Origin of the sequence: Arthrobacter alpinus, from assembly GCF_001445575.1 — a bacterium.
GTDB classification, from domain to species: domain Bacteria; phylum Actinomycetota; class Actinomycetes; order Actinomycetales; family Micrococcaceae; genus Specibacter; species Specibacter alpinus_C.
In genome coordinates this window covers 2894181-2918219 of record NZ_CP013200.1, presented here as the reverse complement: position 1 = coordinate 2918219, position 24039 = coordinate 2894181, and the positions used below count along the sequence as shown (strand labels likewise).

Annotated in this window: 22 protein-coding genes and 2 pseudogenes; 12 read left to right on the top strand and 12 right to left on the bottom strand. The window is 61.2% G+C overall.

The genetic code is table 11. The features are described 5' to 3' along the window. Positions 1-76: 76 nt before the first annotated feature. From AS189_RS12940 to AS189_RS21020, 5 genes are all read right to left on the bottom strand, one after another. Positions 77-718, bottom strand: coding sequence for an NADPH-dependent F420 reductase (locus AS189_RS12940; RefSeq protein WP_062289652.1), 642 nt, complete (start codon positions 716-718; stop codon positions 77-79). Positions 719-767: 49 nt separating this feature from the next. Then, on the bottom strand, positions 768-1238 hold the full coding sequence (locus AS189_RS12935) for a pyridoxamine 5'-phosphate oxidase family protein (RefSeq protein WP_062289649.1): 471 nt from the start codon (positions 1236-1238) through the stop codon (positions 768-770). Positions 1239-1528: 290 nt separating this feature from the next. Further along, positions 1529-3172: an ABC1 kinase family protein gene (locus tag AS189_RS12930; RefSeq protein WP_062289646.1), complete on the bottom strand. Its 1644-nt coding sequence runs from the start codon at positions 3170-3172 to the stop codon at positions 1529-1531. 12 nt (positions 3173-3184) lie between these two features. Beyond that, positions 3185-4654, bottom strand: a complete 1470-nt coding sequence (locus tag AS189_RS12925; protein ID WP_082634284.1) for a DUF4389 domain-containing protein — start codon at positions 4652-4654, stop codon at positions 3185-3187. 104 nt (positions 4655-4758) lie between these two features. Then, positions 4759-4887 (bottom strand): hypothetical protein, encoded by a 129-nt coding sequence (locus AS189_RS21020; RefSeq protein WP_272946726.1) that lies wholly within the window; start codon positions 4885-4887, stop codon positions 4759-4761. A gap of 1206 nt (positions 4888-6093) precedes the next feature. On the opposite strand from AS189_RS21020, the gene AS189_RS20270 reads away from it, so the two are divergent. Next, on the top strand, positions 6094-6252 hold the full coding sequence (locus tag AS189_RS20270; RefSeq protein WP_160320833.1) for a hypothetical protein: 159 nt from the start codon (positions 6094-6096) through the stop codon (positions 6250-6252). 71 nt (positions 6253-6323) lie between these two features. Here the strand turns inward: AS189_RS20270 and AS189_RS12915 are convergent, their stop codons facing one another. After that, the gene (locus AS189_RS12915) at positions 6324-6518 is read right to left on the bottom strand and encodes a hypothetical protein (RefSeq protein ID WP_062289640.1); all 195 of its coding nucleotides are present in this window, start codon (positions 6516-6518) and stop codon (positions 6324-6326) included. A gap of 1130 nt (positions 6519-7648) precedes the next feature. Here AS189_RS12915 and AS189_RS20395 point away from each other — a divergent pair. Next, positions 7649-7822: a hypothetical protein gene (locus AS189_RS20395; protein ID WP_193393485.1), complete on the top strand. Its 174-nt coding sequence runs from the start codon at positions 7649-7651 to the stop codon at positions 7820-7822. Between the two features lie 363 nt (positions 7823-8185). Here the strand turns inward: AS189_RS20395 and AS189_RS12910 are convergent, their stop codons facing one another. Beyond that, the gene (locus AS189_RS12910) at positions 8186-8989 is read right to left on the bottom strand and encodes an IclR family transcriptional regulator (protein WP_062289637.1); all 804 of its coding nucleotides are present in this window, start codon (positions 8987-8989) and stop codon (positions 8186-8188) included. Between the two features lie 9 nt (positions 8990-8998). Next, a complete protein-coding gene (locus AS189_RS12905) occupies positions 8999-10834 on the bottom strand; it encodes an FAD-dependent monooxygenase (RefSeq protein WP_337589172.1) in 1836 nt (611 codons plus the stop codon). Between the two features lie 280 nt (positions 10835-11114). Between AS189_RS12905 and AS189_RS21275 the strand changes: the two are divergent. The 10 genes and pseudogenes from AS189_RS21275 to AS189_RS12860 all read left to right on the top strand — a co-directional run. Next, positions 11115-11516 (top strand): annotated as a pseudogene (locus AS189_RS21275) (hypothetical protein); the annotation flags it as partial. Then, positions 11447-12954 (top strand): annotated as a pseudogene (locus AS189_RS21270) (AMP-binding protein). The pseudogenes AS189_RS21275 and AS189_RS21270, both read left to right, overlap by 70 nt. A gap of 47 nt (positions 12955-13001) precedes the next feature. Beyond that, positions 13002-13778, top strand: a complete 777-nt coding sequence (locus tag AS189_RS12895) for an IclR family transcriptional regulator (protein ID WP_062289634.1) — start codon at positions 13002-13004, stop codon at positions 13776-13778. Between the two features lie 124 nt (positions 13779-13902). After that, on the top strand, positions 13903-14586 hold the full coding sequence (locus AS189_RS12890) for a 4-carboxy-4-hydroxy-2-oxoadipate aldolase/oxaloacetate decarboxylase (protein ID WP_062289629.1): 684 nt from the start codon (positions 13903-13905) through the stop codon (positions 14584-14586). Then, the gene (locus AS189_RS12885; RefSeq protein WP_129587269.1) at positions 14579-15679 is read left to right on the top strand and encodes a 4-oxalomesaconate tautomerase; all 1101 of its coding nucleotides are present in this window, start codon (positions 14579-14581) and stop codon (positions 15677-15679) included. Before AS189_RS12890 ends, AS189_RS12885 begins: the two co-directional genes overlap by 8 nt. Then, positions 15676-16695 carry an amidohydrolase family protein gene (locus tag AS189_RS12880; RefSeq protein ID WP_062289623.1) on the top strand — a complete coding sequence of 340 codons (1020 nt, stop codon included), beginning with the start codon at positions 15676-15678 and terminating at the stop codon, positions 16693-16695. The genes AS189_RS12885 and AS189_RS12880 overlap by 4 nt, the downstream gene beginning before the upstream one ends. 1 nt (position 16696) lies before the next feature. After that, complete coding sequence (locus AS189_RS12875; RefSeq protein WP_062289620.1) at positions 16697-17584, top strand: amidohydrolase family protein; 888 nt, start codon at positions 16697-16699, stop codon at positions 17582-17584. Positions 17585-17586: 2 nt separating this feature from the next. After that, a complete protein-coding gene (gene ligA, locus AS189_RS20790) occupies positions 17587-17985 on the top strand; it encodes a protocatechuate 4,5-dioxygenase subunit alpha (RefSeq protein ID WP_062289617.1) in 399 nt (132 codons plus the stop codon). After that, positions 17985-18833 (top strand): class III extradiol dioxygenase subunit beta, encoded by an 849-nt coding sequence (locus AS189_RS12865; RefSeq protein WP_062289616.1) that lies wholly within the window; start codon positions 17985-17987, stop codon positions 18831-18833. The genes ligA and AS189_RS12865 overlap by 1 nt, the downstream gene beginning before the upstream one ends. Then, positions 18830-19780, top strand: a complete 951-nt coding sequence (locus AS189_RS12860) for a Gfo/Idh/MocA family oxidoreductase (protein ID WP_062289612.1) — start codon at positions 18830-18832, stop codon at positions 19778-19780. The genes AS189_RS12865 and AS189_RS12860 overlap by 4 nt, the downstream gene beginning before the upstream one ends. 71 nt (positions 19781-19851) lie before the next feature. On the opposite strand, the gene AS189_RS12855 is transcribed toward AS189_RS12860, so the two are convergent. From AS189_RS12855 to AS189_RS12840, 4 genes are all read right to left on the bottom strand, one after another. After that, a complete protein-coding gene (locus tag AS189_RS12855) occupies positions 19852-20631 on the bottom strand; it encodes a DUF1932 domain-containing protein (RefSeq protein ID WP_082634283.1) in 780 nt (259 codons plus the stop codon). After that, a complete protein-coding gene (locus AS189_RS12850) occupies positions 20624-21634 on the bottom strand; it encodes an aldo/keto reductase (RefSeq protein ID WP_062289607.1) in 1011 nt (336 codons plus the stop codon). The genes AS189_RS12855 and AS189_RS12850 overlap by 8 nt, the downstream gene beginning before the upstream one ends. A 147-nt stretch (positions 21635-21781) precedes the next feature. Next, a complete protein-coding gene (locus AS189_RS12845; protein ID WP_062289604.1) occupies positions 21782-23269 on the bottom strand; it encodes an aldehyde dehydrogenase family protein in 1488 nt (495 codons plus the stop codon). Continuing rightward, on the bottom strand, positions 23266-24027 hold the full coding sequence (locus AS189_RS12840; RefSeq protein ID WP_062289601.1) for an HD domain-containing protein: 762 nt from the start codon (positions 24025-24027) through the stop codon (positions 23266-23268). Before AS189_RS12840 ends, AS189_RS12845 begins: the two co-directional genes overlap by 4 nt. Between the last annotated feature and the right edge of the window lie 12 nt (positions 24028-24039).

Sequence of the window (24039 nt, the reverse complement as noted above, 5' to 3'; positions counted from 1 at the left end):
CACTGCAAGGGTGGATGCGAATAAAGGTCATAGTCACTTTCTGGTTCACATGTTGAGCGCTGCGTGCCGGGACTGTTTAGGGGAGGAGGTTCAAAGAGGTATCCCAATTGAAGTTATTGTGTTCAGGGCTGACTTGCAGGCCCATGATCAGCAGCATCATGGCCTCCAGTTCGCGGGCCCGGCGCAGCGGACCTACGTCGATGGGGCGCAGACCTGAGGCTGCAACCACTGCACTGACCTTGACCTTGGCCTGTTCCGAGTCACCGGCAATGAAGACATCCAGTGGCACTCCGGCCACGGAACCCAACTCCAGAGGCTTCGCGAAGCAGGTGTTGAACGCCTTGACAACAAACGCCCCAGGGCTGGCGTGAAGTGCAATTTCTTCGGCTGCTGAGGTTCCCGCGGGAGTCACGAGGCTGTCGAAGGTGGCTAGGTCAACGGGGTTGCTGATATCCACAATGACCCTTCCTGTCAGTGTCTCGCCGTAGAACAACAGTGATTTCTTCGCCTCTGCGAAGGGGACCGCGAGGAAAACGATGCCGCCTTCAACGACGGCGCCTTCCCCGCCGCCCTGGGCGCCTGCGCCGAGGATCTCGACCAGCTCGCGAGTCTTTTCCCCGTTGCGTCCAAGTATCTGCACAGAGTGCCTGGCTTTGAGCATGCGAACGGCGATGGCCCGGGCCATGTTTCCGCTGCCGATAATGGTGATCTGTTCCATGGCTATAGTGCCTTTCGGATAAGTATTGCGGGTTTGAGGATGGGAACCGTCATTCTGTTGCGGCATGCGGGGCCGTGGCGGGGGCAGTCCACCATTGCGCTGGATCCGCTACCGTGAATTTGCGGCCCGTGAGCGATGTTGGCGCTATGCGGATGAACGAGTCCTTGTGTCCGGATTGCCAGGGGAAGAGCATGATCGAAAAACTGTCCAAAACTTCTTCAATCGAGTCGATGCGTGCTGCATTGCCTTTGGCCACAACGCTCCAAGCGACACCGCTGACCGGATCGACTCCGTCCGCCTCGAACGCCACGGGGGTTTCGCCAAGGGCCGCCTCCAACTTTGTCCCCAGACCCGTGCGAAACACCAGAGTTCCGTGATCCACCGCATAGTTTATGGGGAAAATGTCGGGATGGTCGGTGACCCATACCGCTAGTCTCCCCACGGAAACGCCACGAAGAAATGCCCAGCATTCATGAGCATCTAGTTCCTCGACGGGTGCATTGGCTGGTTTGTTCGTCATGGTTTGAGCCTAGGCTGGCGTGGGCAGCTCCAATAGAGTCCAAAGACCCGCCATTGCGGGACAGCCCCGGCACCTTTATGCGAGGAGGAGGGGGCGAATTTGTGCCTTTTCGCTTCCCCCGACGGCTCCTAGGCGTGATGGACGGGAAAGTGAGTAGGTAAACGGTTGCGGTCATGGCCGCAAAGGCAAGAATCATCAGCGAAAGGGCTAAAATCACGGTGGTCAACCCCCTAGACACAAGCCTTGCGGCCCGCTGGTGATCAGCATTTTCGCCCAACGCCTAGGCTGCTTTAGGGCTTGCCACCGCCACTGCGCCGTGCGGTCCACGCCAAGTAGCCGCCCAATACCGTGGCTATGCCAGCGCCGCCAGCAACCAGTGTGTTTTGCCACGCCTTGAGCCGTCCCTGGTCGGCTGCTGTAAGCTCCCCAATTCCTCGAACAAATGCTGCGATGATCATCCCTGCAACGAGACGATTTCCGATGCGTTCGGCGCGGGTAACCAGGGGCACCAATTCCTCTGAGCGCAGGTGAACCTCGACGCCGTCATCCAGTAGATCAAGTAGCTTTCGCAGTTTTTCGGGCAGGTTGGCGGCCAAGTCTGTTGCATCCAAACCCATTTGGGAGAGATTGTGAAACAGAGTGCGTGGAGTGGCCCTGGCTAAGGCCAATCTTCTGGCATAGGGCTTAACCACCGTGCCGAGGTTGAAGCTCGGATTGAGCCGTGCTCCCAGTCCTTCTGTCATGAAGATCATTTTGCTCAGCATGGCTATTTCACTGGGCAGCTGAAGATGGTGATGGCGCAGTAGAGCCAGCATCTGGGTGATGAGAGGCGAGATTTCGATTTGGCCCAACGGGCGTCCCTGATAGAGCCGCATGAAGCGCAGAATATCTTGCCGCAACCGGCCACGATCGGTAGTGGGTCGGTTGATCGAGAGTTCCAGCAGCGCCCTGGCGATGCGGTCAGGCTCTTCAACGCTGAATGCCAGCAATAGTTTCCCCAGATGACCCTGGAGCTCGTTGTCGATTTCGCCCACCATGCCGAAATCGATCAGCGCTATTCGTGAAGCCGATTCAACAAAGAGATTTCCTGGATGGGGGTCGGCATGAAAGAAGCCGTCCTCAAAGATCATCTTGACTGCGGCTTTAGCTGCCAGATCTGCCAGGTGAGTTCGCTCGAGGTCAGGCATGGCAAGAACCTCGACGTCGTCAATCTTCAGGCCAAAGATTCTTTCGATGGTCAGCACCCGGGAGGTTGTGGTGGACCAGAAAATTCTCGGTATGTGGATGCTGGGGTCGTTGGCAAAGTATCTTGCAAATCGTTCCGCGTTACGTCCCTCTTGCAGGTAGTCAAGTTCGGCCCGAAGTGTAGCTGAGAACTCGGCGGCAATGGCCTCAAGGTTGTAGTCCGCCACTGCCGTCCAGTTTCGGGTTGCCTGATGGGTCAGGTTTTGAAGGATCTCGAGGTCTTCCTGAACTTGGGCAACCACGCCAGGCCGCCTGACCTTGATAACCACGGCGGTGCCATCATGCAATGTTGCTGCATGGGCCTGACCTATCGAGGCACTGGCCAGTGGAGTAGTGCTAAAGGTTTTGAAGAGTTCTGTGGTTGTTCCACCCAATTCCTGCTCGATGAGTGAGGTGATGATCTCAGCAGGAACTTCAGGCGCCCCGCTTTGAAGTTTGGACAGTGAGTCTAGGTAGTCCGGTGGAAGGATATCGGGCCTTGTGGAAAGCACCTGTCCGAGTTTGATGAAGGTTGGTCCCAGTTCCTCCAGTGCGTGCCTGAGCCGTTCGGGGTTGGAGAGATCATCAGGCAGCCACGGTCCTGAGCCCAGGTGTATCCGGCCAAGACCCAACTTTGCCAGCAGGGAACCGAAACCATGGCGCGCCAAGATTTCCGCTATCTCGGCGTACCGTTCAAAATGCTTGCCCATGGAGCGCTCCCATCACTTGTGGTCCGCCCCGGCCGGCTCATCAGGGCCCTGATCCAAGCGGAACGGCGGGTACTCATCCCGCAGTAGGAGGGTATAGCTGGCGACGCGGTAGATCCACCGGTTGATGCCCATGATGAGATCAAAGAGCGGTCGTTGGTATCGCCCAGTGAACAGAAGTCCGACGGCGGCAATGAGGACCAGAATGCCGAGCAGGGAGAATCCGACCGTACGGCCGTAGTCCGATTGCCAATCACCGCTCCGGCCCCACATGGACCACGCAGCACTGGTGAATATGGCTACGACCAGCAAGTGGGGGAGCACCAGGAGCCACCACTTGACCAGTACGAGTCCGCGGGAGAGTTCACGGGGGTAGTCAACTTCGAAGTCGGCGGGATACTCGGTGGCGGCAAGGGTGAATGGAGGGTACTTGTCGGTGGCCAACGCCGAGTAGGCGTAGAAGGTGACTCGCCAGTTCCATCTCAGGACCCCGACGTTGAAGTTGAAGAGCGCGCGCGGGTAGCGGCCGGTGAATAGGATAGCGAAGCCGGCAAAGATTGTGGTGATGACCACGGCGCACCACAGGAAAAACAAGACGATCATGTGCGGCAAAGACAGAAGCCATTTGACCAGCCACAGCCCCCGGGACAGCTGCGGGTCAAGTTGCCCGGTGAGTCTCGCAGGATAGCTTTTCGCGCCGGCAAACTCGGTCGGGGACACGCCGTCGGCCGTGACCGGATTGCCAGGCGCTGGCTGCCGGGATGAGGGGACCCGTCTGCCCATGCCCACAGCACCCAAGGCAACCAATCCAGCCCCGATGATCAGGGCTGCTACCCCGCCCGTCAACAAAGCAGGCGTGATCGCTCCAAACAACTCGGAGTGGAACCCGGCCGCCATGTTGACCGTGACACCCGGGCTGGCATCGGCGTTCATAATCACCAAGACCCAAGCACCACTGCGCAGGTCCATGGTGACGTGCTGTGCACCGGTTCCGGACGCTTGCGCAGCCCAAAAAATCTGCTTCCCCGGTAGCTCGGGTGTGCCTTGCCCGGGAACATCGCTGTAGCTCACCCGGAACGGCTGGGTTTGGACACCGGTGATGACTGTTCTGTGCACACCGTTGAGATAGCTCTCCACCTCCGCCTTGGGGCCAATACCGATGAACACCTGGCCCCCGGGTGCAGCGGACTCAGCACTAAGCCGGATGCTGCCAAGATTAAAAGGAATCGACTCGACACCAAGCGGGGCTGGGGGAGAGGAGAGCGCATAGGAGGTGGCGGCGAATTCACGCGCTTCGGAAGTGAAGTAGCCCTCCGATCCCTGCTGTGAACTCACCACAGCCGAGGCCACGCCACCGATGACCCCGCCGGCACCAAACAATGCCAGCAACGTGCCGAACACCAGCGCCACAACAAACCCAGCTACTCCGCGGCGCGCGTTGCCTGAATGTCGATTCTTAGTGTCGACGGTCGAATTGCTCTTCATGCCATCCCACCTCTTTCGTCAACTACCACTGTGTAGCTTCCGCTGAGGCGTCACTAGAGTCTAAGGTCACGGCTGGCCCATGACTTTGGTCCCTACTGACGCCATCAGGAATTCTGATGGTGGGGAAGGGTCTCGACATTCCACAGAAGGGACGGCTCATGCAAGATGATGAAATCGACCCCGCCAGCGGCCGCCAGCACAAACGCTCGCCGGCCGCGCGCTGCGATAGTCATCTTGGTGATCCTCACTTGCGGTTTCAGCTGGCTTGCTTGGCTGCCGCAGGTCATTGCCGGGCCCACCACTGTCATACCGTGGTACTTCAATGGAGGTTCGATGGGCCGGCGCTCGCCGCAACGCTCATTCTGCAGGCCGACGACGGGACCTGGACATGGGTGCACCGCGCGTTCGCCGGGGTGGTGGAGCATTGTTCCGGTTGTCCTATTCCCTGGCGGGTTCGAAGTCCTCACGGCAAGCGATCCGGGGCCATCCACGTTTCCCGCCACCATCTGCACCATCGTCATGGGGCAGCCACGTTTCTCTTCTGCGGGTTTCGGGAGCTTGAACAATGAGGCGTGGAGTCATGCCATATCAGAGCAGCTATCTTCGGGATTGTTGAGGCACAGAGTACGCTATTGCGCTCGTTGCTCGATGACTTGGCATGTCCCGGATACCACCTAAGAATGGGACCAGCAGGTCCAGTATCGGTGGGACCTTAACATGCCAGAGTACTCACATGGCGTTTTGGCAGTGTCAGCACTTTTCCTGTCGGACTGGCCCGGACTTCGTCGCGCCGGGCCGTATTATCGCGGTGGTTCGCTACTTCCCTTTGTTTGCAAGGGCGAAAATCGGGTTTGAATCCCGCCCTGGGCACAAATATTCGAAAACCTCCTGGACACTGGCCTCACAGTCAATTTCGTGTTCGGGGCGGCCTGGTTCCATGTAACGGCTTCGAAGCTGGAACCAGGCCGCCCCACTGACCCGGAACGCGTAGCAACGAATCTTGTCGGTTTGCTATTCGACGGACTCTTCCGCCACCCGGATGCTGCACCTCCCCGTTGACGCCCCAGCGTCCCGTTCGCAGGGAAAGACGGTGGATTCGGCAAGCGCCTAGCCGCAAACAGCGGAGTCAGTCGCGATGTGGCTACCCGGTGCCGGGCAGCCCGAGCAATCGACCGGATTGCGAGAGCCCAGATCAATTCGAGGCTGGCCGGCCGTCGCATCCCGACCTTTGAGGCTGTCACCGAAATTCAATGATCGGCAACGCGACGAGATCCGCAAGATCCCTAAGATCCCCTTGGGTCCCTAGCCGATTTGGGTCGGTTGAATCCCCAAATGTGGCATTTGCCGTGCCCCATACTCCAATGGTTGAAAGATGAATCACAGTAGGGATTCAATTGGCGATCTAGAAACCCGATTGACCATGGTGCCGTCAGGACAACGTGGGCCTGCGTTTTGGCGGGGCCGAGGGGCCGCCGTTCAACGTGTTCATGGTGGTGGTGGCCATCGCGGCCATCATTCTCACCGGGCCGTCCCAGAGGTCCAAGGATGAAGAGGATGCCCAGCCTGACGAGGTGGCACCACCGGCTTTTGGCAACTGAGCGTTGAGTCCAGACCTCAAGATGCCGCATGAGACGGACCGTGCAGGCCCCATCTTTTGGGGCTCCAATCCTCAAAGGGTTCGCAGAGTGAGTGAATCGTTGAGAGTTGCGGCTGCCTGCGTGAGGAATCGCGGCAGTTGCGGCAGGGGCTCAAGTGCCGCGCCGGTCCGCACCGCCGTCGCGTATGCCTCACCAAGGTTGAATACCGCTGACTGCAGCTCACGCCGGGCCAGCCGCGCAAGCTGGTTACTGGTAGCGGCCAGCACACGTATCGCCAGCACACGGCGCCGACCGCAGCAGCGCAAGGCGTCACCGAGGCAGCCAGTGCTTTGGCGATTCTGGTCACCGTGGAGCGAGGATTCAGCATAACGAACACGATTAGGGCAATCACCCTGCCGATAGTCGTGTCCACGCCCCGGGCCAACCGAAGGGCGGGCACGCTGGCGACCCGTTGTCCGCCTGCGAGTCGGCTCCGGGCCGCAGCCAGTCGCGCAGAGCCCGCCAAGGGCCGGGTGCGCCCAGCGGAATTGCCTCGCCACTCGCCGCAGTGGGCGCCACGTGGGCTGCGATGAAAGCCAGACGGACAGCCTCTTCCGTCACGGCCGGACCTTCAGGGCCCCTCGCCCAGCGGCCCGCACAGTTTCGGCAAACAGCAGATGCAGCTGGCGGTTGATGTCCCGCAGCGCGGTGCTGAGCGTCCTGCTCCCGTGCTGACCTCAACGCTTGCGAGTAATGGGCGATGGTGCCGCGAGCGAGCACCAGCATGCCCGCCTGCCACGGGGCCATGCCCGCTTCCATACAGCGAAGTGGATGAGCCCAGGCTTGCCATCAGACTTATGGAAGTCTGCCCCGTGAGCCAAGCAATCACCAATGGGGAGCCAATGCGGATGGCCGCACGCGGCACGGCCGGCCAGCTGCTCGGAGCATCCTTAACTCCGAAAGGCCGCGGATCCCATGAGTGGGCTTAGGCTGCCCCGAGAACGTGTTGGTCGCATCGGAAGGACGCTTCATGGACGTAATCATGCTGCGCAGGTCTTGCGGCGGCACCGGCAGGTCGACGGCCGTCACGTACACGGCAGACTAACAACTTCGAACGGGCTTGGAGCTGTCATCCATCGGTGCATCTCGACCGGCGATGGAGGAGGACCTTGACCCCACCGACCGCGTAGCCGCCATCGGCAAAGAAACGCAAACCTTAGCTCCGTGGAGAGAGGAGCTCTCATTATTGGGCATATGTGTGACTTCTTTACCAAACATGACGTCGTTGCAGATCACGGCCAACGACTGGCTATGTTCTCAGTCACACCTAGACCCTTTAGGGGGTTTGCTCGCATAGGCTGAGGATGTTGTCTCAATGAGGAGGCAGCCGGAAATCAATCAAAGAAAGCAATGGCGCATGAACTTTGAATCCAACTCCCTGACCCTGAAGATCTGGGACCCCTCCACGATCGACCTCACCTTGGAAACTGCGATTGCGCACGTTTCCACAAAGGCCAATGCGCCGAGAGACCTCGTGAGGGTCACACGAAGTGGGCCCAATCAGTTCACAGTGAGCGTCACCGAGGCATAATCGATGCCCACCTCTGGCAAAATCGACGAGAACCCCCTGGTGACAGGGGGTTCTCGTGTTTGAGTGGTGCCGAGATTCCGGGGGCGGCTGCCAGACGTTGCCGCTTCCCTGGGCCTTCCCGTTACAGTCGGAGCAGTCTTTGGGGCAGAGGTGGCCCTAGCCCCAGAAGATGTCTTCGGCCTGGGAAGAGAAGATGGGTTGAGGCCCATATTGAAGAAGTTGAATGTTCCCGCAACTCCTATGACGCCAACCGATAACTGCCGCATCAACTCGCAACTTCCCTTTTTTCAAGCGAGAAAGTCTGGTTGAGCCCCTCGGGCACAGTGCCTACGCGAACCTCCTGATGTCAGCGGGTTCGCGTGTTTAATTTCTACTCGGTGCCTCGATGGTGTCAAGAAGTGCGGTACCGATCTGCTCACAGGCTCCAATGAGCAAAGAGACTACCCGAGGGCTTTGCAACTCTTCGGCACGGGATAGCGGTGCACTCAGGGAAATCGCCAATGCTCTGTGCTGACCCGACAATCTAACTGGAGCGCCGACGGCGGCCAACTCGTGCTCTGTGCGGCCCAGATTTAGGGCATACCCTCTGGCCCGGACCTGAGAGAGTTCAGTGAACAGACGCGGTAGTTCGTGGGCGTTCAGTCCGCTTCCACCTCTGCGGGTGGGCCCACCACGGAACAACTCGGCGACACTAGATTCCGGGAGACCAGACAGCGCAGCCAATCCTCCGGCCGAGATATTTGCCGGCAGTACGCTCCCTGCACGATCGCCGATCCGTAACAATTGCGGACCTTCAACGCTGTAAAGGAATTCGGCGCTCCGACCCACCAGTTCGACCAGATTCGCCGTCTCGCCTGTTGCCGTGGCGAGCTCCTGCAAGGGCTGGCGGACCGCTGCAACCAGAGTGTGCGTCGGATTTTGGCTTGCGTCTAAGCGCAAGTTGGGCCCTGCCAGGTATCTCCGATGGTCATCCTGCCGCGCAAACCCCCGGTAGACAAGAGTTGCCATCAGCCGGTGGGCCGTAGAGGGGGCAACCCCGAGATCCTTGGCGGCGTCAACGATGCGCACTGACTCGCGCTCCTGAAGTAGTACCAGTAGGCGGAGCGCATTTTCCACGGAATCGATGGCATGAGCGGGCCTTTTAACGATCCGATTGTTGTTCTGCACAACTGAATCCTATGCCAAGGGCGCCATGGCCCTTGCCCGGACAGGCACTGTCATGATGCCGGCGAAGAAATCCTCCAGCTCCTCGTGTGCATCAAGTGGAAGAACGTGGGCGACGTACTGATCCGGGCGGACCACTACGATTGCCCCCTGCTCGCGGTTGATGCCGCGGGCCGCGAAGATGTCGTTGGCCGGATCGACGGTGAAGGCCTTCTCGTAGTCGACCATGCCCAGTGGGGCCTTGCGTGGGAGGAGGAATTCCGGCAAGTCGCCCGGCTCCAGCTCCCGATGGCCCTGCTGCAAGATGGCGCGCACATCGAAGACGGCATCGTCGTCAGCCCCGTCAGGAGTGAAGACACGCACGGGTGAGGAGGAAGACTGTCCCAAGTAGGTGCAGAACGCTGCAAGGCGCGAATTGGTGGCATCCGGACGTGCGGCATCGGCGAAGGCGTAGATGTGCCAGCGGCCGTCGGCCCGCGCCTGGTGGCCAAGCTGCAGCGCCTTGGCGTCGGCCAGCCGGACGACAGGGGAGGAGTGGAAGCGCTCGCCCACCGGGAAGCCGGCTGCTAGGTGCTCGTGGGTGTCGTTGCCGGTGATCATGCTGGGGCTGTAGTCGGTGGCGAAGCCGGCGGTGAATCGGCCGCCCTGGGTGAAGATGGCTTGGCGCTCCGCGGCGTCCATGCCTCCTGCCTCTGGATTGACCGGGTCCTTGGGTTTAGCCGCCATGGCGGTGGACCACTTGAAGTCGAAGTCGATGAGTTCCTGTGCAATGACCTGGCGTTCCTCTGAATATGTGTCCAGCAGGGACCAGGGGCTGCGGTCCTGCAGTACCGCTGCCAGCTTCCAACCGAGGTTGAAGCCGTCCTGCATCGAGACGTTCATGCCTTGGCCAGCCTTTGCACTGTGCGTGTGGCAGGCGTCCCCGGCGATAAAGACCCGCGGCGTGCGGCTGCCGCGGTCCTGAGGCAGCACATCGTCGAATCTCTCGGCAATGCGCTGACCCACCTCGTAGACGCTCCACCAGGCAATCTCCTTCACATCCAGCGTGTAAGGGTGCAGGATCTTCTGAGCTGCCTCGATGATCGAGTCGGCGGTGAAGCGCCCGCGGGCCTCACGGTCTCCCGGATCGACGTCGCCCAGGTCCACATAGAGCCGCACGAGGTAGCCGCCCTCGCGGGGGATGAGCAGTATGGATCCTCCGGAGGTGGACTGGATGGCGGACTTCAGGCGGATGTCGGGGAAGTCGGTGACGGCCAGCATGTCCATGACACCCCAGGCGTGGTTGCGGGCGTCGCCGCTCATGGTGATGCCCAGTGAGCGTCGCACATTCGAGCGGGCGCCCTCGCACCCCACGGCGTACTTTGCCTGCACGGTGATCTCATTGCCGGGGTCCTCGCCGGTGCGTCGCAGCGTTGCGGTGACAGGGTACTCGCCGGTTTCAGCGACAACGACGTCGATGATTTCCAGCCCATAATCGGGGATCAAACGGCTGGGGGAGTTGGCCATGTGCTCGAGCAGCAGGTCCTGCATGCGGGCCTGGTTCACAATCACGTGGGGGTATTCGGAGAGTCCCTCGGCGACGTCCTGAATCCGCCCGGTGCGGGCGATGCCCCCGGACTCCGCGGGCCCCCAAAAGGTGGTCTCGTTGACCCAGTAGGCCTCGCGCATTAGTCGCTCGGCCAGTCCGAAGCCATTGAACATTTCCACGGTGCGGCAGGCAACGCCGTCGGCGTGCCCCATCTCGAGCGCCGCTTCGCGCCGTTCGACCACGAGAGTGGAGATGTCGGGGAACTCGGCCAGCTGTGCGGCAAGGACGGATCCGGCAGGTCCGGTGCCGGCGATGAGCACGTCTACCTGATGGGGAATGTTCCCGGGGCACGGCGTCCGGGTGCGGCGGTGCGAAGATCCGGGTCGCCCGGGCGGTAGCCATCCTGGTAGAACTGCATGCTGCTCCTTAGGTACTGCGGCCCAGTGGCCGGCGGGGTGATCTGGCTTACAAACCGTAGGTCACTCGACTCCCGAACCGCTAAGACATTCTGCACAGTAGAAAGTAGGCCGCTAGGCGTTGCCATGATGCCCCCTCACCGTTGCCTGGAACAAGGCCACTGCGGATGCGGACCCTAGACCCAAGCTCACACGGCTAGCAGGCTGCAATCTCTGGCTGCACCTGGCCCCAGAGGGCTTTTTGAAGCAGCGTCCTGAGCTGGGCCCCTTCGGCGCTCCGATTGCCTACGGGTTCCTCTCGCTGTCCCTGATCATCCCGTTCTGGGGTGAGCTGTTCGACGTCGATGGTGTCACCACCAAGGTCAACTATGGCCTTTATAAGGTTCGGTTTACGTCCCCGGTCAAGGTTTTTTGCACGTCATCGACGTGGAGCCGTTCTGCAGCAAACCTAGCCGCATACACTGCGGCGCAGACCATCGTCAACGAGTTTTTCTCAGTATTAGGAGAGCCGTATCCATGGACAACAATGGTGTTGGATCCTGGCTGCAACGCTGCCGTCCCAAGTCCGGACCCAAGGCGGCATTGATATGCGCGGATCGCGTGGTGAGCTATGACGGGCTCGCCGACCGTGCAGATCGGCTGGCTAACGCCCTCAGAGCTCGTGGCGTAACCAAGGGCGACCGGGTGGTCTACCTTGGCTAGAATGATCCTCACCTTCGTGGAGACCTTCTTTGCGTGCGGGCTCCTTGGTGCCATCTTTGTTCCGCTTAATACCCGTCTTGCTGCACCCGAGTTGCAGTTCCAGCTGCAGGATTCCGGTACACGGTACCTGATCAACGCCGCAGCACTGGAGCACCTGGCCGCCGCGGCCGCGGCCGACACCTCCGTGGAAGGACGATTGCTGGCGGAGCCCCGAAGGGCTCCGGGTGATTTAGCACAGGAGCTGCCAGACGGCGTCGAACGCTATGGCGAAGTAGTTAGGGCAGCCAGCGCGGTGCCGATCGACGAGTCGGTGAACCACGAGGACGGTGCCATGACCCTCTACACCTCGGGCACCACAGGCCGGCCCAGGGGCGCCCTCCTCACGCACGGGAACATCACGTGGAACGGCATCAACACTGTCATCGACATGGACACGAGTCGCAATGATGTAGCGCTGCTGATTGCGCCCCTCTTTCATGTGGCAGCGCTCGGCATGGGTCTGCTGCCCATCATCCTCAAGGGGGGAGCCGCGGTTCTGGAATCCAGCTTTGATCCGGGGGCGGGTCTTGGCCTTGATTGAGCAGCACAAGGTGACCACTCTCAGCGGAGTGCCAACCACCTTCCAGATGCTGTGCGAAGATCCCTCGTGGGCGGGCGCGGATCTTGCATCCCTTGAGAAACTGACCTGTGTCGGCTCCGCGGTTCCCGCCCTTGTCATTGACGCTTATGAAGCCCGGGGGGTTGGCTTCTCGAACTGCTACGGCATGACCGAGATTGCGCCAGGTGCCACCATGTTGCCGGCGCAGAGGTCACGGGAGAAAACCGGCGCAGCCGGGCTGTCACACTTTTTCACCGACGTCCGGATCGTGGCAGCGTCAGGGAGCAATGCCGGCCCCGGAGAAACCGGTGAAATTCAAATTTCGGGTCCTCATGTGATCAAGGAATACTGGAACCGATCTGAAGCTACGCAGGCCAGCTACGCCGATTCGCTCTGGTTCCGCTCCGGGGACATTGGCCATGTGGATGACGAGGGGTTCCTGTTCGTCTCGGACCGGCTCAAGGACATGATCGTTTCCGAACTGGATGAGGTTGCCTCCGTTGCCGTCATCGGTATTCATGATGAGAAATGGGGGGAGATCCCGCGCGCCATCATCACCCTGCGGGAAGGAGCAATCCTTAACGAAGACGACGTCCGCAAGCATCTGGACGGGCGGCTGGCCCGCTACAAGATCCCCAAATCCGTGATTTTCACCGACGACATGCCACGAGCGGCCAGCGGGAAAATTCGGAAGGTCGATCTCCGAAATCAGTACTGCAACTGAGTACCTCGCAGAGGCTCGATGCGGGCATTGCTAGACTCACAGTCACCATGGAGAAGACACCCGCATCAAGGTCAGTCACGGGCAGGGCCTTTACTGTCCTGGACACGTTCAGCCCGGAATACCGCCGCCAGTCACTGTCATCCATTGCTAGGCGGGCGGGGCTGCCCTTGACCACCGCACATCGCTTGGTGCATGATCTGGAACAACAGGAGGCGCTCGTCAGGGGCGCCGACGGCGACTATGAAATTGGCCGTAAGATCTGGGCGTTGGGTACTTTGGCATCGGTGCACGCGGAGCTGCGTGAACTTGCGCTTCCCTACATGGGGGATATCTATGGGCTTGGTAACGATGCCGTGCAGCTCGGCGTTGTCGATGGGTTGCGTTGCCTGATTGTTGACCGTATTGCAGGATCGCGGACCATGAAGGTGCTCAGTAAACCCGGATCGCGGCTGCCCATGCATGCCACGGGTGTTGGCAAGGTACTGCTGGCTTATGGCGGTCCGGAGCTAAATGAAGCTGCGTTCGCCGCGCTTGACCGCTTCACCGAACAGACGATCACTGACGCGCAGGCGCTGAAAGAACAGCTCCAGACGATCAAGGCGCATGGCTATGCCATCACCTATGCCGAGTTAATTGAGGGAGCCACCTCCGTGGCCGTTCCTGTGCGAGGCAAAGCCGGGCGGGTCATTGCGGCGCTCGGCGTCATCCTTCCCAGCACCTACGCCGATCCCCGCCGCATGGTGCCGGTTCTGCAAGTAACCGCGGCTGCGCTCTCCAAGAAGCTGCTCGATCTGGGCCTGGGCGCGCCTTCGCAACTGCACTAATCACTCACTTCTAGACCAGTGCCCCAATCCCCCTCTTCCGTTATCCGGAATTCGCATTGAAGTAGTCGCTCCATCTGAGGTTGTCTGGTCTTACGCACATTGCGTGATCTTTCAAAGGAGAATCATGGCGCGAGTAATTACGGGCACCCCACGGACCCCGATCGATATTGTTGATGGTCTGGCCGAGCTGGGTGTTGCCACGGTTCACGAGGCACAAGGGCGCATCGGCTTGCTCGATCAGCGTCTACGCCCCATCTTCCCGGCGAAGGTAGCCGGTAACGCGTTGACCTGTGAAGTCTCACCCGGTGACAACTGGATGATCCATGTTGCTGTTGAGCAGGCGCAACCGGGCGATCTTCTCATTGTCACCCCGACGAGCCCTTGCCATGATGGCTTTGTGGGCGATCTACTGGCCGAGAGCTTGATGGCCCACGGCGTTCGCGGGCTCGTCATTGACGCCGGCGTGCGCGACGTTGAAACCCTCACCGAGATGGGCTTCCCTGTATGGACGAAGAGCATCTTCGCACAGGGCACCATCAAGGGCACACCCACCAATGTCCAGACACCCATCGTGATTGCGAACCAAAGCGTGCGTCCGGGCGACGTCGTAATTGCCGACCTTGACGGCGTGTGTGTGGTGCGCCGCGAGGATGCCGCAGCCGTCCTGCAAAAGGGCCGCGACCGCGAGGCCCTTGAGACGGCCAAGCGCGCCCGCCTCGCCGCCGGAGAACTCGGTCTGGACATCTACAACATGCGTGAGGCATTGGCTGCCAAGGGTCTGGTCTACGAGGAATACCAAGGTGAGTAATACTCAGGTCCAGGTTCCGTGCTCGGTGATGCGCGGCGGAACCTCAAAGGGGCTCTATTTCCTGGCGGACGATCTGCCCAGCGACCGAGCCGCACGCGATACGTTCCTGCTCGCCGCAATGGGGTCCCCGGACGCCCGCGAGATTGACGGCATGGGTGGCGGGCATCCGCTCACGTCCAAGGTCGCCGTCATCTCCCGCTCGGCGCGTCCGGGTATTGATGTTGATTACTTGTTCCTGCAAGTGTGGCCGGATCGGGCCGAGGTCAGTGACCAGCAGAACTGTGGCAATATCTTGGCCGGCGTGGGCCCGTTCGCTATTGAGCAGGGTCTGCTCGAAGCCAACGACGGCGTCACCGCGGTAGCCATCTACATGGTGAACACGGATTCGAAGGCCACCGCGGAAGTGCAGACTCCCGGCGGACTCGTCGAATACTCCGGCGAGGCACGGATCGACGGCGTACCCGGCACGCACGCACCCATCACCTTGAACTTTGAGGATGTGGCTGGCTCAAGTTGCGGGGCCCTGTTGCCCACTGGCAACGTGGTGGACGTCGTCGACGGGCTACAGCTCAGCTGCATCGACAACGGCATGCCCGTCGTGTGCCTGAACGCAGCCGATTTTGGCATCACCGGGTATGAGTCGCCCGCCGAACTCGAGTCGAATAGTGAGCTCAAGGCGCGTGTCGAGGCGATCCGTCTGCAAGTGGGCCCGATGATGAATCTTGGTGACGTCACTAATAAGACGGTGCCCAAGATGAGTCTGCTGGCCCCCGCTCGTGACGGTGGCCTGCTGAGCACCCGGACGTTTATACCGCACCGCGTGCATGAGTCCATCGGCGTGCTTGGCGCCGTCTCTGTGGCGACCGCCTGCATGCTCGAGGGCAGTGTCGCGGCGCAGATCGCCGGGCTCTCCAGCGTTGGCGAGAGTCTCGAAGTCGCGGTGGAACACCCCACCGGATCCTTTACCGTGCAGATGCAAGTGGATAACTCCAGCGGTTCGCCGGTTGTCACAAAATCAGCACTTCTTCGTACCGCCCGGCTCTTGATGTCGGGTTCCATCTACGTTTTGCCATCAGCTTGGGAGAGCAAATGATCATCGATTGTCACGGCCATTACACAACAGCTCCCGAGCTTCATAACCAGTGGCGCATCGACCAGTTGGCCGCTTTCAAGGCTGGCGAGCCCACGCCGGCCTACCCTGAGATCTCCGATGACGTGATCCGTGCCAGCATCGAGGAAAACCAGCTCAAGCTCATCACGGCCCGCGGTACTGATCTGACGATCTTTTCTCCCCGCGCCTCAGCCATGGGCCACCACGAGGGCGACCAGCGCATCAGCGCCGAGTGGACCGTTGCGTGCAACAACTTGATCAAGCGCGTTGTTGATCTATTCCCCGAAACGTTCATTGGCGTGGGCCAGCTCCCGCAGTCCCCGGGCGCCAACCTGGATGAGACCATGGCCGAGCTCGAACGCTGCGTCACCGAGCTCGGGTTCATTGGCGTCAATCTGAATCCGGACCCCAGCGGTGGGAAGTGGGAAACGGTTCCGCTGACGGACAAGTACTGGTACCCGCTCTACGAGAAGCTCGTGGAACTGGACGTGCCCGCCATGATTCACGTTTCGGCGTCGTGCAATCCGAACTTTCACGCCACCGGAGCCCATTACATGAACGCGGATACCACGGCATTCATGCAGCTTCTCCAGGGTAACTTGTTCAAGGACTTCCCAACGCTGCGCTTCCTGATTCCGCATGGCGGCGGCGCCGTGCCCTATCACTGGGGACGTTACCGGGGCCTGGCCGATATGCTCAAGCAGCCCAGCCTCGACACCCATTTGATGAACAACGTCTTCTTCGATACGTGCGTCTATCACCAGCCCGGCATTGACCTGCTGGTCAAGGTCATTGACAAAAAGAACATCCTGTTCGGCTCGGAAATGATTGGGGCGGTGCGTGGCATCGACCCGCAGACCGGGTACTACTTTGATGACACCAAGCGCTACATTGACGAGGCGTTCATCTCAGACGAGGAGCGTGCCACAATCTTCGCTGGCAACGCCCGCCGCGTGTTCCCCCGTCTCGATGCCACGCTCTCCGCGAAAGGACTCTGATATGCCGGCTTTTACCAAAGACGCCACCTGGTTGGACTGGGATGCCAACCCGACCCGGCCCACCTTCAAGGTCCCTGCCGGGGCCGTCGATGCCCACTGTCACGTGTTCGGTCCGGGGGACGAGTTCCCGTTCGCGCCAGAGCGCAAGTACACCCCGTGTGATGCGAGCCGGGAGCAGCTGTTCGCGCTGCGCTCCTTCCTCGGTTTCGAGAAAAGTGTTGTGGTCCAGGCAACGTGCCACGGCGCCGACAACTCCGCGCTGCTGGATGTGCTGGCCCACTCGGGCGACACCGCCCGGGGCGTTGTCACGCTCACATCCGACGTGAGTGATTATGAGCTGGCCCGCATGCACGAGTTGGGGGTTCGCGGCGTACGATTCAACTACGTCAAGCGACTGGTGGACCCGAAGCCCGACGAGTACTACCGTGCCATCATTGAGAAGATCCGCCCGCTCGGCTGGCATGTGGTGCTGTACTTCGAGCCCGCCGATTTGGTGGAAAAGTGGGACTTCTTCACCTCGCTGAACATCCCCATCGCGATTGATCATATGGGCCGCCCCGACGTCAGCAAGCCGCTGGACAACGCCGAATTCGCACTCATGCTGCGTTTCCTACGGGAGACACCTGATGTCTGGACTAAGGTCAGCTGCCCGGACCGGCTCAGTCTCAGCGGCTCCCCGTACTACGCAGATGTGGTCCCCTTCGCAAGGACCGTGGTTGAAGAGTTCCCTGACCGGGTGATCTGGGGAAGCGATTGGCCGCACCCGAACATGAAAAAGGAGATGCCCGACGACGGCATTCTCGTGGACTATGTTCCCTCGATCGCAACGACTTCAACCCTGCAGCACAAGCTGCTCGTGACTAATCCCAACACCCTCTACTGGAGCTGATCATGAAACCTGACTTCACACAGTTTGACGACATCCCGGGAACCACGATCTTCACGATCGAGAAGGCGCGCCAGGGCTTCGCCCTTAACCAGTTCTGCATGAGCTTGCGCACCGAGGAAAACCGCAAGCGCTTCCTCGCCGATGAGGAGAGCTACCTGGCCGACTGGGACCTGACTGAGGGTCAGAAGCATGCCGTGCTGACCCGCGATTTCCAACAGATGCTCGATGAGGGCGGCAACGTCTACTTCCTGTCCAAGATTTTCGCCTCAGAGGGCAAGTCCTATGTACAGGCTGTCAGCACCATGACGGACATGAACGTTGAGCAGTACCAAGCCATGATGAGCGCAGGTGGCCGCTCCATCGAGGGCTGGCGCTCAAAGAAGGAACGAGGAGAAGCCTGATGGCACGCATTACCGCAGGAGTCGCAACGAGCCACGTACCCGCCGTCGGGGCGGCCATCGATATGGGCCGCACCGAAGAAGCGTACTGGAAGCCCATGTTTGACGGCTACGAGTTCTCCAAGAACTGGATGAAGGACAACACGCCCGATGTGGCGATCATTGTCTACAACGACCACGCGTCCTACTTCGGCATGGAGATCATGCCGACGTTCGCTATCGGTGTGGCCGACAGCTTCGAAATCTGCGACGAGGGCTACGGCCCACGCCCCGTCCCGACTGTCGAAGGCGCACCAGAGCTGGCCACGCACCTGGCCGCGTCGCTGATTCTGGATGACTTCGATATGACAGTGCTCAACGTGCTCGAAGTGGACCACGGGCTGACCGTGCCGCTCTCGCTCATGTACGGCACTCCCGACAAATGGCCCAGCAAGGTCATCCCCTTGGCCGTCAATGTTGTGATGTACCCGCAGCCCTCTGGCGAGCGGTGCCTCTCAATTGGCAAGGCGATCCGCGCTGCTGTCCAGGAGTTTGATGAGGACCTCTCTGTCCAGGTGTGGGGGACAGGCGGCATGAGCCACCAGATCCAGGGCGCCCGCGCCGGGCTCATTAACCTGCCGTGGGACAAACAATTCATGGACGACCTCATCAATGAGCCCGAGGTGCTGCAGTACAAACCGCATCTGGAATACATGCGCGAAGCCGGCTCCGAAGGAGTGGAGCTCATCATGTGGCTGATCATGCGCGGTGCCCTCGGTGACACTGTTGACGAGGTCTATCGCTTCAATCACGTACCGGCGTCAAACACTTCCGTCGGCCACCTCATCCTCACCCCCCAGGAGAATTCATGACCGTCAATCTCGCCGTCGTCGGCCTCGGAGCCTTCGGCCACAAGCACCTTGATGCCATCAGCCAGATCGCGGATGCGAAGATCCAGTACGTGGCGCACAGCAAAATGGATGTCGCCCAGGAAGTCGGCGCCAAATATGGCGCCAAGGCGGCCTTCACCGACTACGCAGAACTGCTGGCCCAAGAGGACCTGGATGGTGTCATCCTTGCGACACCAACCCACATGCACCACGAACAAACCCTCCAGGCACTCCGCGCCGGCAAGCATGTCATGGTGGAGATCCCCATGGCCGATTCACTGGCCGGTGTTCAGGAGATTGTCGATGTGCAGCAGGAGACCGGGCTGATTGCCATGGCCGGGCACACCCGGCGATTCAACCCCTCACACCAATACGTGCGCAAGCTGATCACCGCAGGCGAGTTCAACATTCAGCAGATGGATGTTCAGACCTACTTCTTCCGGCGCACCAACTCCAACGCCTTGGGCCAGCCCCGTTCCTGGAGCGACCACCTGCTCTGGCACCATGCCGCTCACACGGTGGATCTATTCCAATACCAGACGGGCGAAAAGGTTGTTCAGGCCAACGCTGTGCAGGGGCCCAAAAACCCTGACCTCGGCATCGCCATGGATATGTCAATCCAGCTCAGGACGGAGAACGGCAAGATTTGTACGCTGTCACTTTCCTTTAACAATGACGGACCGTTGGGTAGCTTCTTCCGCTATATTGGCGACTCTGGCACTTATCTGGCCCGCTACGACGATTTGTTTACCGGCAAAGAAGAACAAATCGATGTATCCAAGGTGGCCGTGTCAATGAACGGCATTGAATTGCAGGACCGGGAGTTCGTTGCGGCGATCACCGAAGGGCGCGAGCCCAACTCCAGCGTGGCCCAAGTTCTGCCTTGCTACATTGTCCTTGACGCCCTGCAAAAGCAACTCGACTACTAATACAACTAGTACAACTTGCGGAAGGCTCCGAGTGACGTATCTGCGTTGCTCGGGGCCTTCCTCCGTGCAAACTACTTAAGCTTGCTAAACGGTACTCGCTTGCCGTGCAGAATGCGCGAGTAGTTCGTCTCGATCGCGGCTACAAGGGTGCTGTCGTACCCTGTCTCGCGCATGGTCTCAACAACGTCCATCATCTCCATCTGCCGGCGCTTCAAGTGCTGCGCTGTGCCGTTGAGGTAGCCCGTGGCCGTGGCGGCGGAGCTGGCCTCGAACGTGGCAAGGACCTGTTGGTAGGCCCAGTCCTTCTGGCCAAGGCTTTCGGCGGCCCAGAGCACGTCGATAACTGCGGCCGCCAACGACTTATCCAGCATGCCGCGCAGAATCTCACGCGCCGCGGCATCTCCCAGGGCCTCTGAAGTGTTTTCGACGGCAACCCCGACGCCTGTCAGCAGCTCCGCCACGGCGGGCGCACCTGAACCAGCAACGTCTGCGCGGAGTTCTGGCACCACTGTAAAGGTCCCCTCGGCAAAGCTACCGTCAGGGAACAGCTCGGCCATCCGCCTTTTCATATCTGGGGTGCCGGGGTTGAAATCCGCGTACACAGCCCCGGGATTGAGCAGTGGGGATACCTGTCTGGCCACCTTAAGCGAGGCGACGGGCGGATCGAACGTCATCACAATGTCCGCAGTCACCAGCGCATCATTGGCGATATCACCGAGCACTGCAGCCCCTGTGTTTTTTAGTTCCGGTGCGATGACTGTGACGGCGGTTCCTTCCGCCAGCAACGCCTCGGCCAGAGGAGTTAGCGCCGGCCCGCTACCAATGAGGACTACTCGTAGGGGCTCAGACATGAGGCTGCGATGCCGGAGCCAGTGAGTTGGCACGGTCGAAGGCCTTCGCCTGCGCAGCCGTGTGGTGATCGCCTTCGGGTTGGGTGACGTTGTCCAGCACGAGCACCTGCTCCGGAGTGAGGCGCACGTCGACGGCCGCTAGGTCCTCCTCGAGGTGGGAGATGCGGATCGTGCCGGGGATGGGCGACCAGTCCGCGCCCTTGGCGAGCAACCACGCCAAGGCGAGCTGGGAGCAGGTGGCACCAACTTCCTGGGCCACCGCTTCGACTTCTTCGAGCCTCTGCAGGTTCGTGGCCAGTGCCCCGTCGGCGAAGCGCGGGTTCGTGCGGCGCCAGTCGTCGGCGTCGAGCGACTCGAGGGAGCGGATGGTACCGCTGAGAAGTCCGCGTCCCAGCGGAGAGTAGGGCACGAACCCGATGCCGAGCTCCGAGAGCAGGTCCAAGGTGCCATCCTCGCCGTCGCGCGTCCACAGCGAATACTCCGACTGCAGGGCCGTGATGGGGTGTACGGCGTTCGCGCGGCGAATGGTGTCCGGGCCAGCTTCGGAGAGACCAATGTGGCGAATCTTGCCCTCGTCGATGAGCTCGGTCAACGTGCCGATGACGTCCTCGATCGGCACAGACGGATCCACTCGATGCTGGTAGTACAGGTCGATGTAGTCGGTGTCGAGGCGGCGCAGGGAACCTTCGACGGCGGCGCGAATGTTCGCGGCCGAGCTGTCGAGCGGGCCAGGGTTGCCGGTGTGCGTGATCATGCCGAACTTTGAGGTGACGACGACGTCATCTCGGCGCCCCTTGAGGGCCTTACCGAGCAGGATCTCGTTCTTGAATGGCCCATAGATCTCGGCACTGTCAAAGTGTGTGACACCGAGCTCCAGGGCCCGGTGAACAGTGCGGATCGATTCCGCGTCTGACTGGTCGCGGCCGGTGTAGATATGGGACATGCCCATGCAACCCAGACCGACGGCAGAGACGGTAAGATCACGCAGCTTGATGTAACGCACAGGACCACTTCCGGTGGGGGAGCCGGCACGAACTGTGCCGGGAATATTGCTTAGGACCAGTCTCGCAGATTCCGCGCCTCCGCCGGGAACTGATGACGCGCGGCGGCTGGCACGGGACGGCACGCCAGCACCGCCGCTGCGCCAAAGTCAGCGGCGGTGGATTGACTTGTAGCTGAGGTAGGCATTGAGGCCCTCGACGCCGTATTCGGTGCCCAGCCCCGAATCGTGGCGGCCGCCAAACGGTGCGGCGTGGTTGGAGGCAAAGAAGTTCACGCCCACCGAGCCGGTGTCGAGGCGGTTGGCAACGTCCATGGCGGCGTCGGGATCGGCTCCGAAAACGAGACCGCCCAGGCCGAACTCGGTGTTGTTCGCCAACGCGACCGCATCCTCGACCGTGTCGTATTTCAGCACCGACAGCACGGGTCCAAAGATTTCCTCCCGAGAAATGCGCATGCCGGGGTCCACGTCGGCAAAGACTGTGGGCTCCACGAAGTAGCCGCCGTCGAGTCCATCCCCGAGGGTTGCGGCCCGGCCGCCCGTGGTGGCCTTGGCCCCTTCGGCATGGCCTGATTGGACATACTCCATGACGGTGGCGAACTGGGAGGCGGTTGCCGACGGGCCAAAGACGGTTGCAGTATCCAGTGGGTCCCCCTGACGGCCGGCCGCAATGGTGGCGGTCACCATGTCCACCACGTCGTTGTAACGCGACGAGGTGGCAAGGATGCGGGTGGAGATGTAACAGGTCTGGCCTGTGTTGCGCATGCATGAGCGGATTAGTACCTCACTCATGGCGTTCAGATCCGCGTCGGGGAGCACGATGGCGCTGGATTTCCCGCCCAATTCCAGGGTGACCGGGCGCAACAGGGCGCCGGCGGCCGAGGCGATCTTGCGCCCGACCGGCGTCGAGCCCGTGAACGCGACCTTGTCCACGAGGGGGTGCTTGACCATGGCATCGCCGAGTGCGCCGTTGCCGGTGACGAGATTGACGACGCCGGCCGGCACCCCCGCGGCTGCCACGGCGTCCACTATCAGGCGCAGGGACAGCGGGGTGGGGGAAGCTGGCTTCATGACCACCGTGCAGCCAGCCAGCAGGGCTGGGGCCAATTTGATGACCATTAAGTTGATGGGGAAGTTCCACGGTGCAATCAGTGAGCACACGCCCACGGGATCCCGGCGCACCACGGTTTCGCCGACGCCGGATGGGAACGGGCGCACATCCTCGCGTTCCAGGTGGTCGGCCAGGGTGGCGAAGTAGCGGAAGATGCCGGCCGCGTTGGCTGCCGCACCCCGCGACTCGGCCAGGGGTGAGCCGTTTTCGCGCGTGTTGGTCAGCGCCAGCTCCTCCGCGCGCCGTTCCACCTCGTCGGCGATGCGCATCAGGTAGCCGGCGCGCTCGCTCGGCGTCAGGCGCGGCCAGACACCGGCGTCGAAGGCGCGCCGGGCGGCAGTGGCGGCCCTGTCGAGGTCGAGCGGGTTCCCGTTGGGCACCGAGCCCCACACCTGGCCGGTGGCCGGGTCCGTGACGTTGCTGCGCTCCGTGCCCAGTGCCGGTGTCCAGGCGCCGTCGATGAACAGGGTGTCCACGTGCGTGTAGGGCAGGGACAGGGCGGCACGTGCCTCGATGGCGTTGCTCATCGGATCACCTGTGTCTTGAGGAGGGAGTTGGAGCGGGCCAGGTCGGCGCTGCCCATGTCGACGGCGGCGCGGGTGATGAGCTCGGGGATGATCTCGGTGGCAAGCCGGTCCGTGTACGTGGCCGGGTCCATGGCGAACCACGTTGACGCCAGCGCAATGCCGGCCTGATCGAACCTCCACAGCCGGTCCGCGTCTCGCATCAATGCATCCTCCAGGGAGTATGCCACGGGCCGGGTGTCGTGGCCGTCGATGATCTCGCACACCCGCTCAACGAAGTCGGGGGAGTAGCCTAGCGGCGGCAGCACTCGCCGGGCCACCTTGCAGCCCTCTACCTCGTGCTCGTAGCGGATGGCCGCCTTGCGCCAGTCCCCTGAGAAGCCTTCGGAAATGATCCGTGACTCGTCCACGTGAGCCCAGCCCGTGTCATGCAGGAGCACGCTGACCATGACCAGTTCGCGGTCGGCCTCCGGATGGGCGTCACACAGGCGGGATGCGTACGCCAATGAAATGGGCAGGTGGATGTCATTGCCGCGGGTGCGCGTCTCGGTCACTACGGCGACCCAGAGCTCAGCAAAACCAGTGGAGGGCGTACACGCAATGGGGCTCGTGTCCACGGGGCCGGTGGCCGGCACGGGCCGGATCGGGTGCGCGGCGGCGAAGGCCTGTGCCCGCGGGTCCTCGGCATGGGCTGCAGGGTCCGCCGCGGCCCAGACGGGGGCTCCAGCGGCCTGTTCGGTGGTGGAATGGCGATTTCTCATGCTTGCTCCTAA

Coding starts and splice junctions, on each gene's coding strand:
- AS189_RS12935 (WP_062289649.1), bottom strand. CDS start 1,238: ATGACGAACAAACCAGCCAATGCACCCGTCGAGGAACTAGATGCTCAT.
- AS189_RS12930 (WP_062289646.1), bottom strand. CDS start 3,172: ATGGGCAAGCATTTTGAACGGTACGCCGAGATAGCGGAAATCTTGGCG.
- AS189_RS12865 (WP_062289616.1), top strand. CDS start 17,985: ATGGCACGCATTACCGCAGGAGTCGCAACGAGCCACGTACCCGCCGTC.
- AS189_RS20395 (WP_193393485.1), top strand. CDS start 7,649: ATGAACTTTGAATCCAACTCCCTGACCCTGAAGATCTGGGACCCCTCC.
- AS189_RS12895 (WP_062289634.1), top strand. CDS start 13,002: ATGGAGAAGACACCCGCATCAAGGTCAGTCACGGGCAGGGCCTTTACT.
- AS189_RS12860 (WP_062289612.1), top strand. CDS start 18,830: ATGACCGTCAATCTCGCCGTCGTCGGCCTCGGAGCCTTCGGCCACAAG.
- AS189_RS12925 (WP_082634284.1), bottom strand. CDS start 4,654: ATGAAGAGCAATTCGACCGTCGACACTAAGAATCGACATTCAGGCAAC.
- AS189_RS12855 (WP_082634283.1), bottom strand. CDS start 20,631: ATGTCTGAGCCCCTACGAGTAGTCCTCATTGGTAGCGGGCCGGCGCTA.
- AS189_RS12880 (WP_062289623.1), top strand. CDS start 15,676: ATGATCATCGATTGTCACGGCCATTACACAACAGCTCCCGAGCTTCAT.
- AS189_RS12875 (WP_062289620.1), top strand. CDS start 16,697: ATGCCGGCTTTTACCAAAGACGCCACCTGGTTGGACTGGGATGCCAAC.
- AS189_RS12890 (WP_062289629.1), top strand. CDS start 13,903: ATGGCGCGAGTAATTACGGGCACCCCACGGACCCCGATCGATATTGTT.
- AS189_RS12845 (WP_062289604.1), bottom strand. CDS start 23,269: ATGAGCAACGCCATCGAGGCACGTGCCGCCCTGTCCCTGCCCTACACG.
- AS189_RS21020 (WP_272946726.1), bottom strand. CDS start 4,887: ATGACTATCGCAGCGCGCGGCCGGCGAGCGTTTGTGCTGGCGGCCGCT.
- AS189_RS12940 (WP_062289652.1), bottom strand. CDS start 718: ATGGAACAGATCACCATTATCGGCAGCGGAAACATGGCCCGGGCCATC.
- AS189_RS12840 (WP_062289601.1), bottom strand. CDS start 24,027: ATGAGAAATCGCCATTCCACCACCGAACAGGCCGCTGGAGCCCCCGTC.
- ligA (WP_062289617.1), top strand. CDS start 17,587: ATGAAACCTGACTTCACACAGTTTGACGACATCCCGGGAACCACGATC.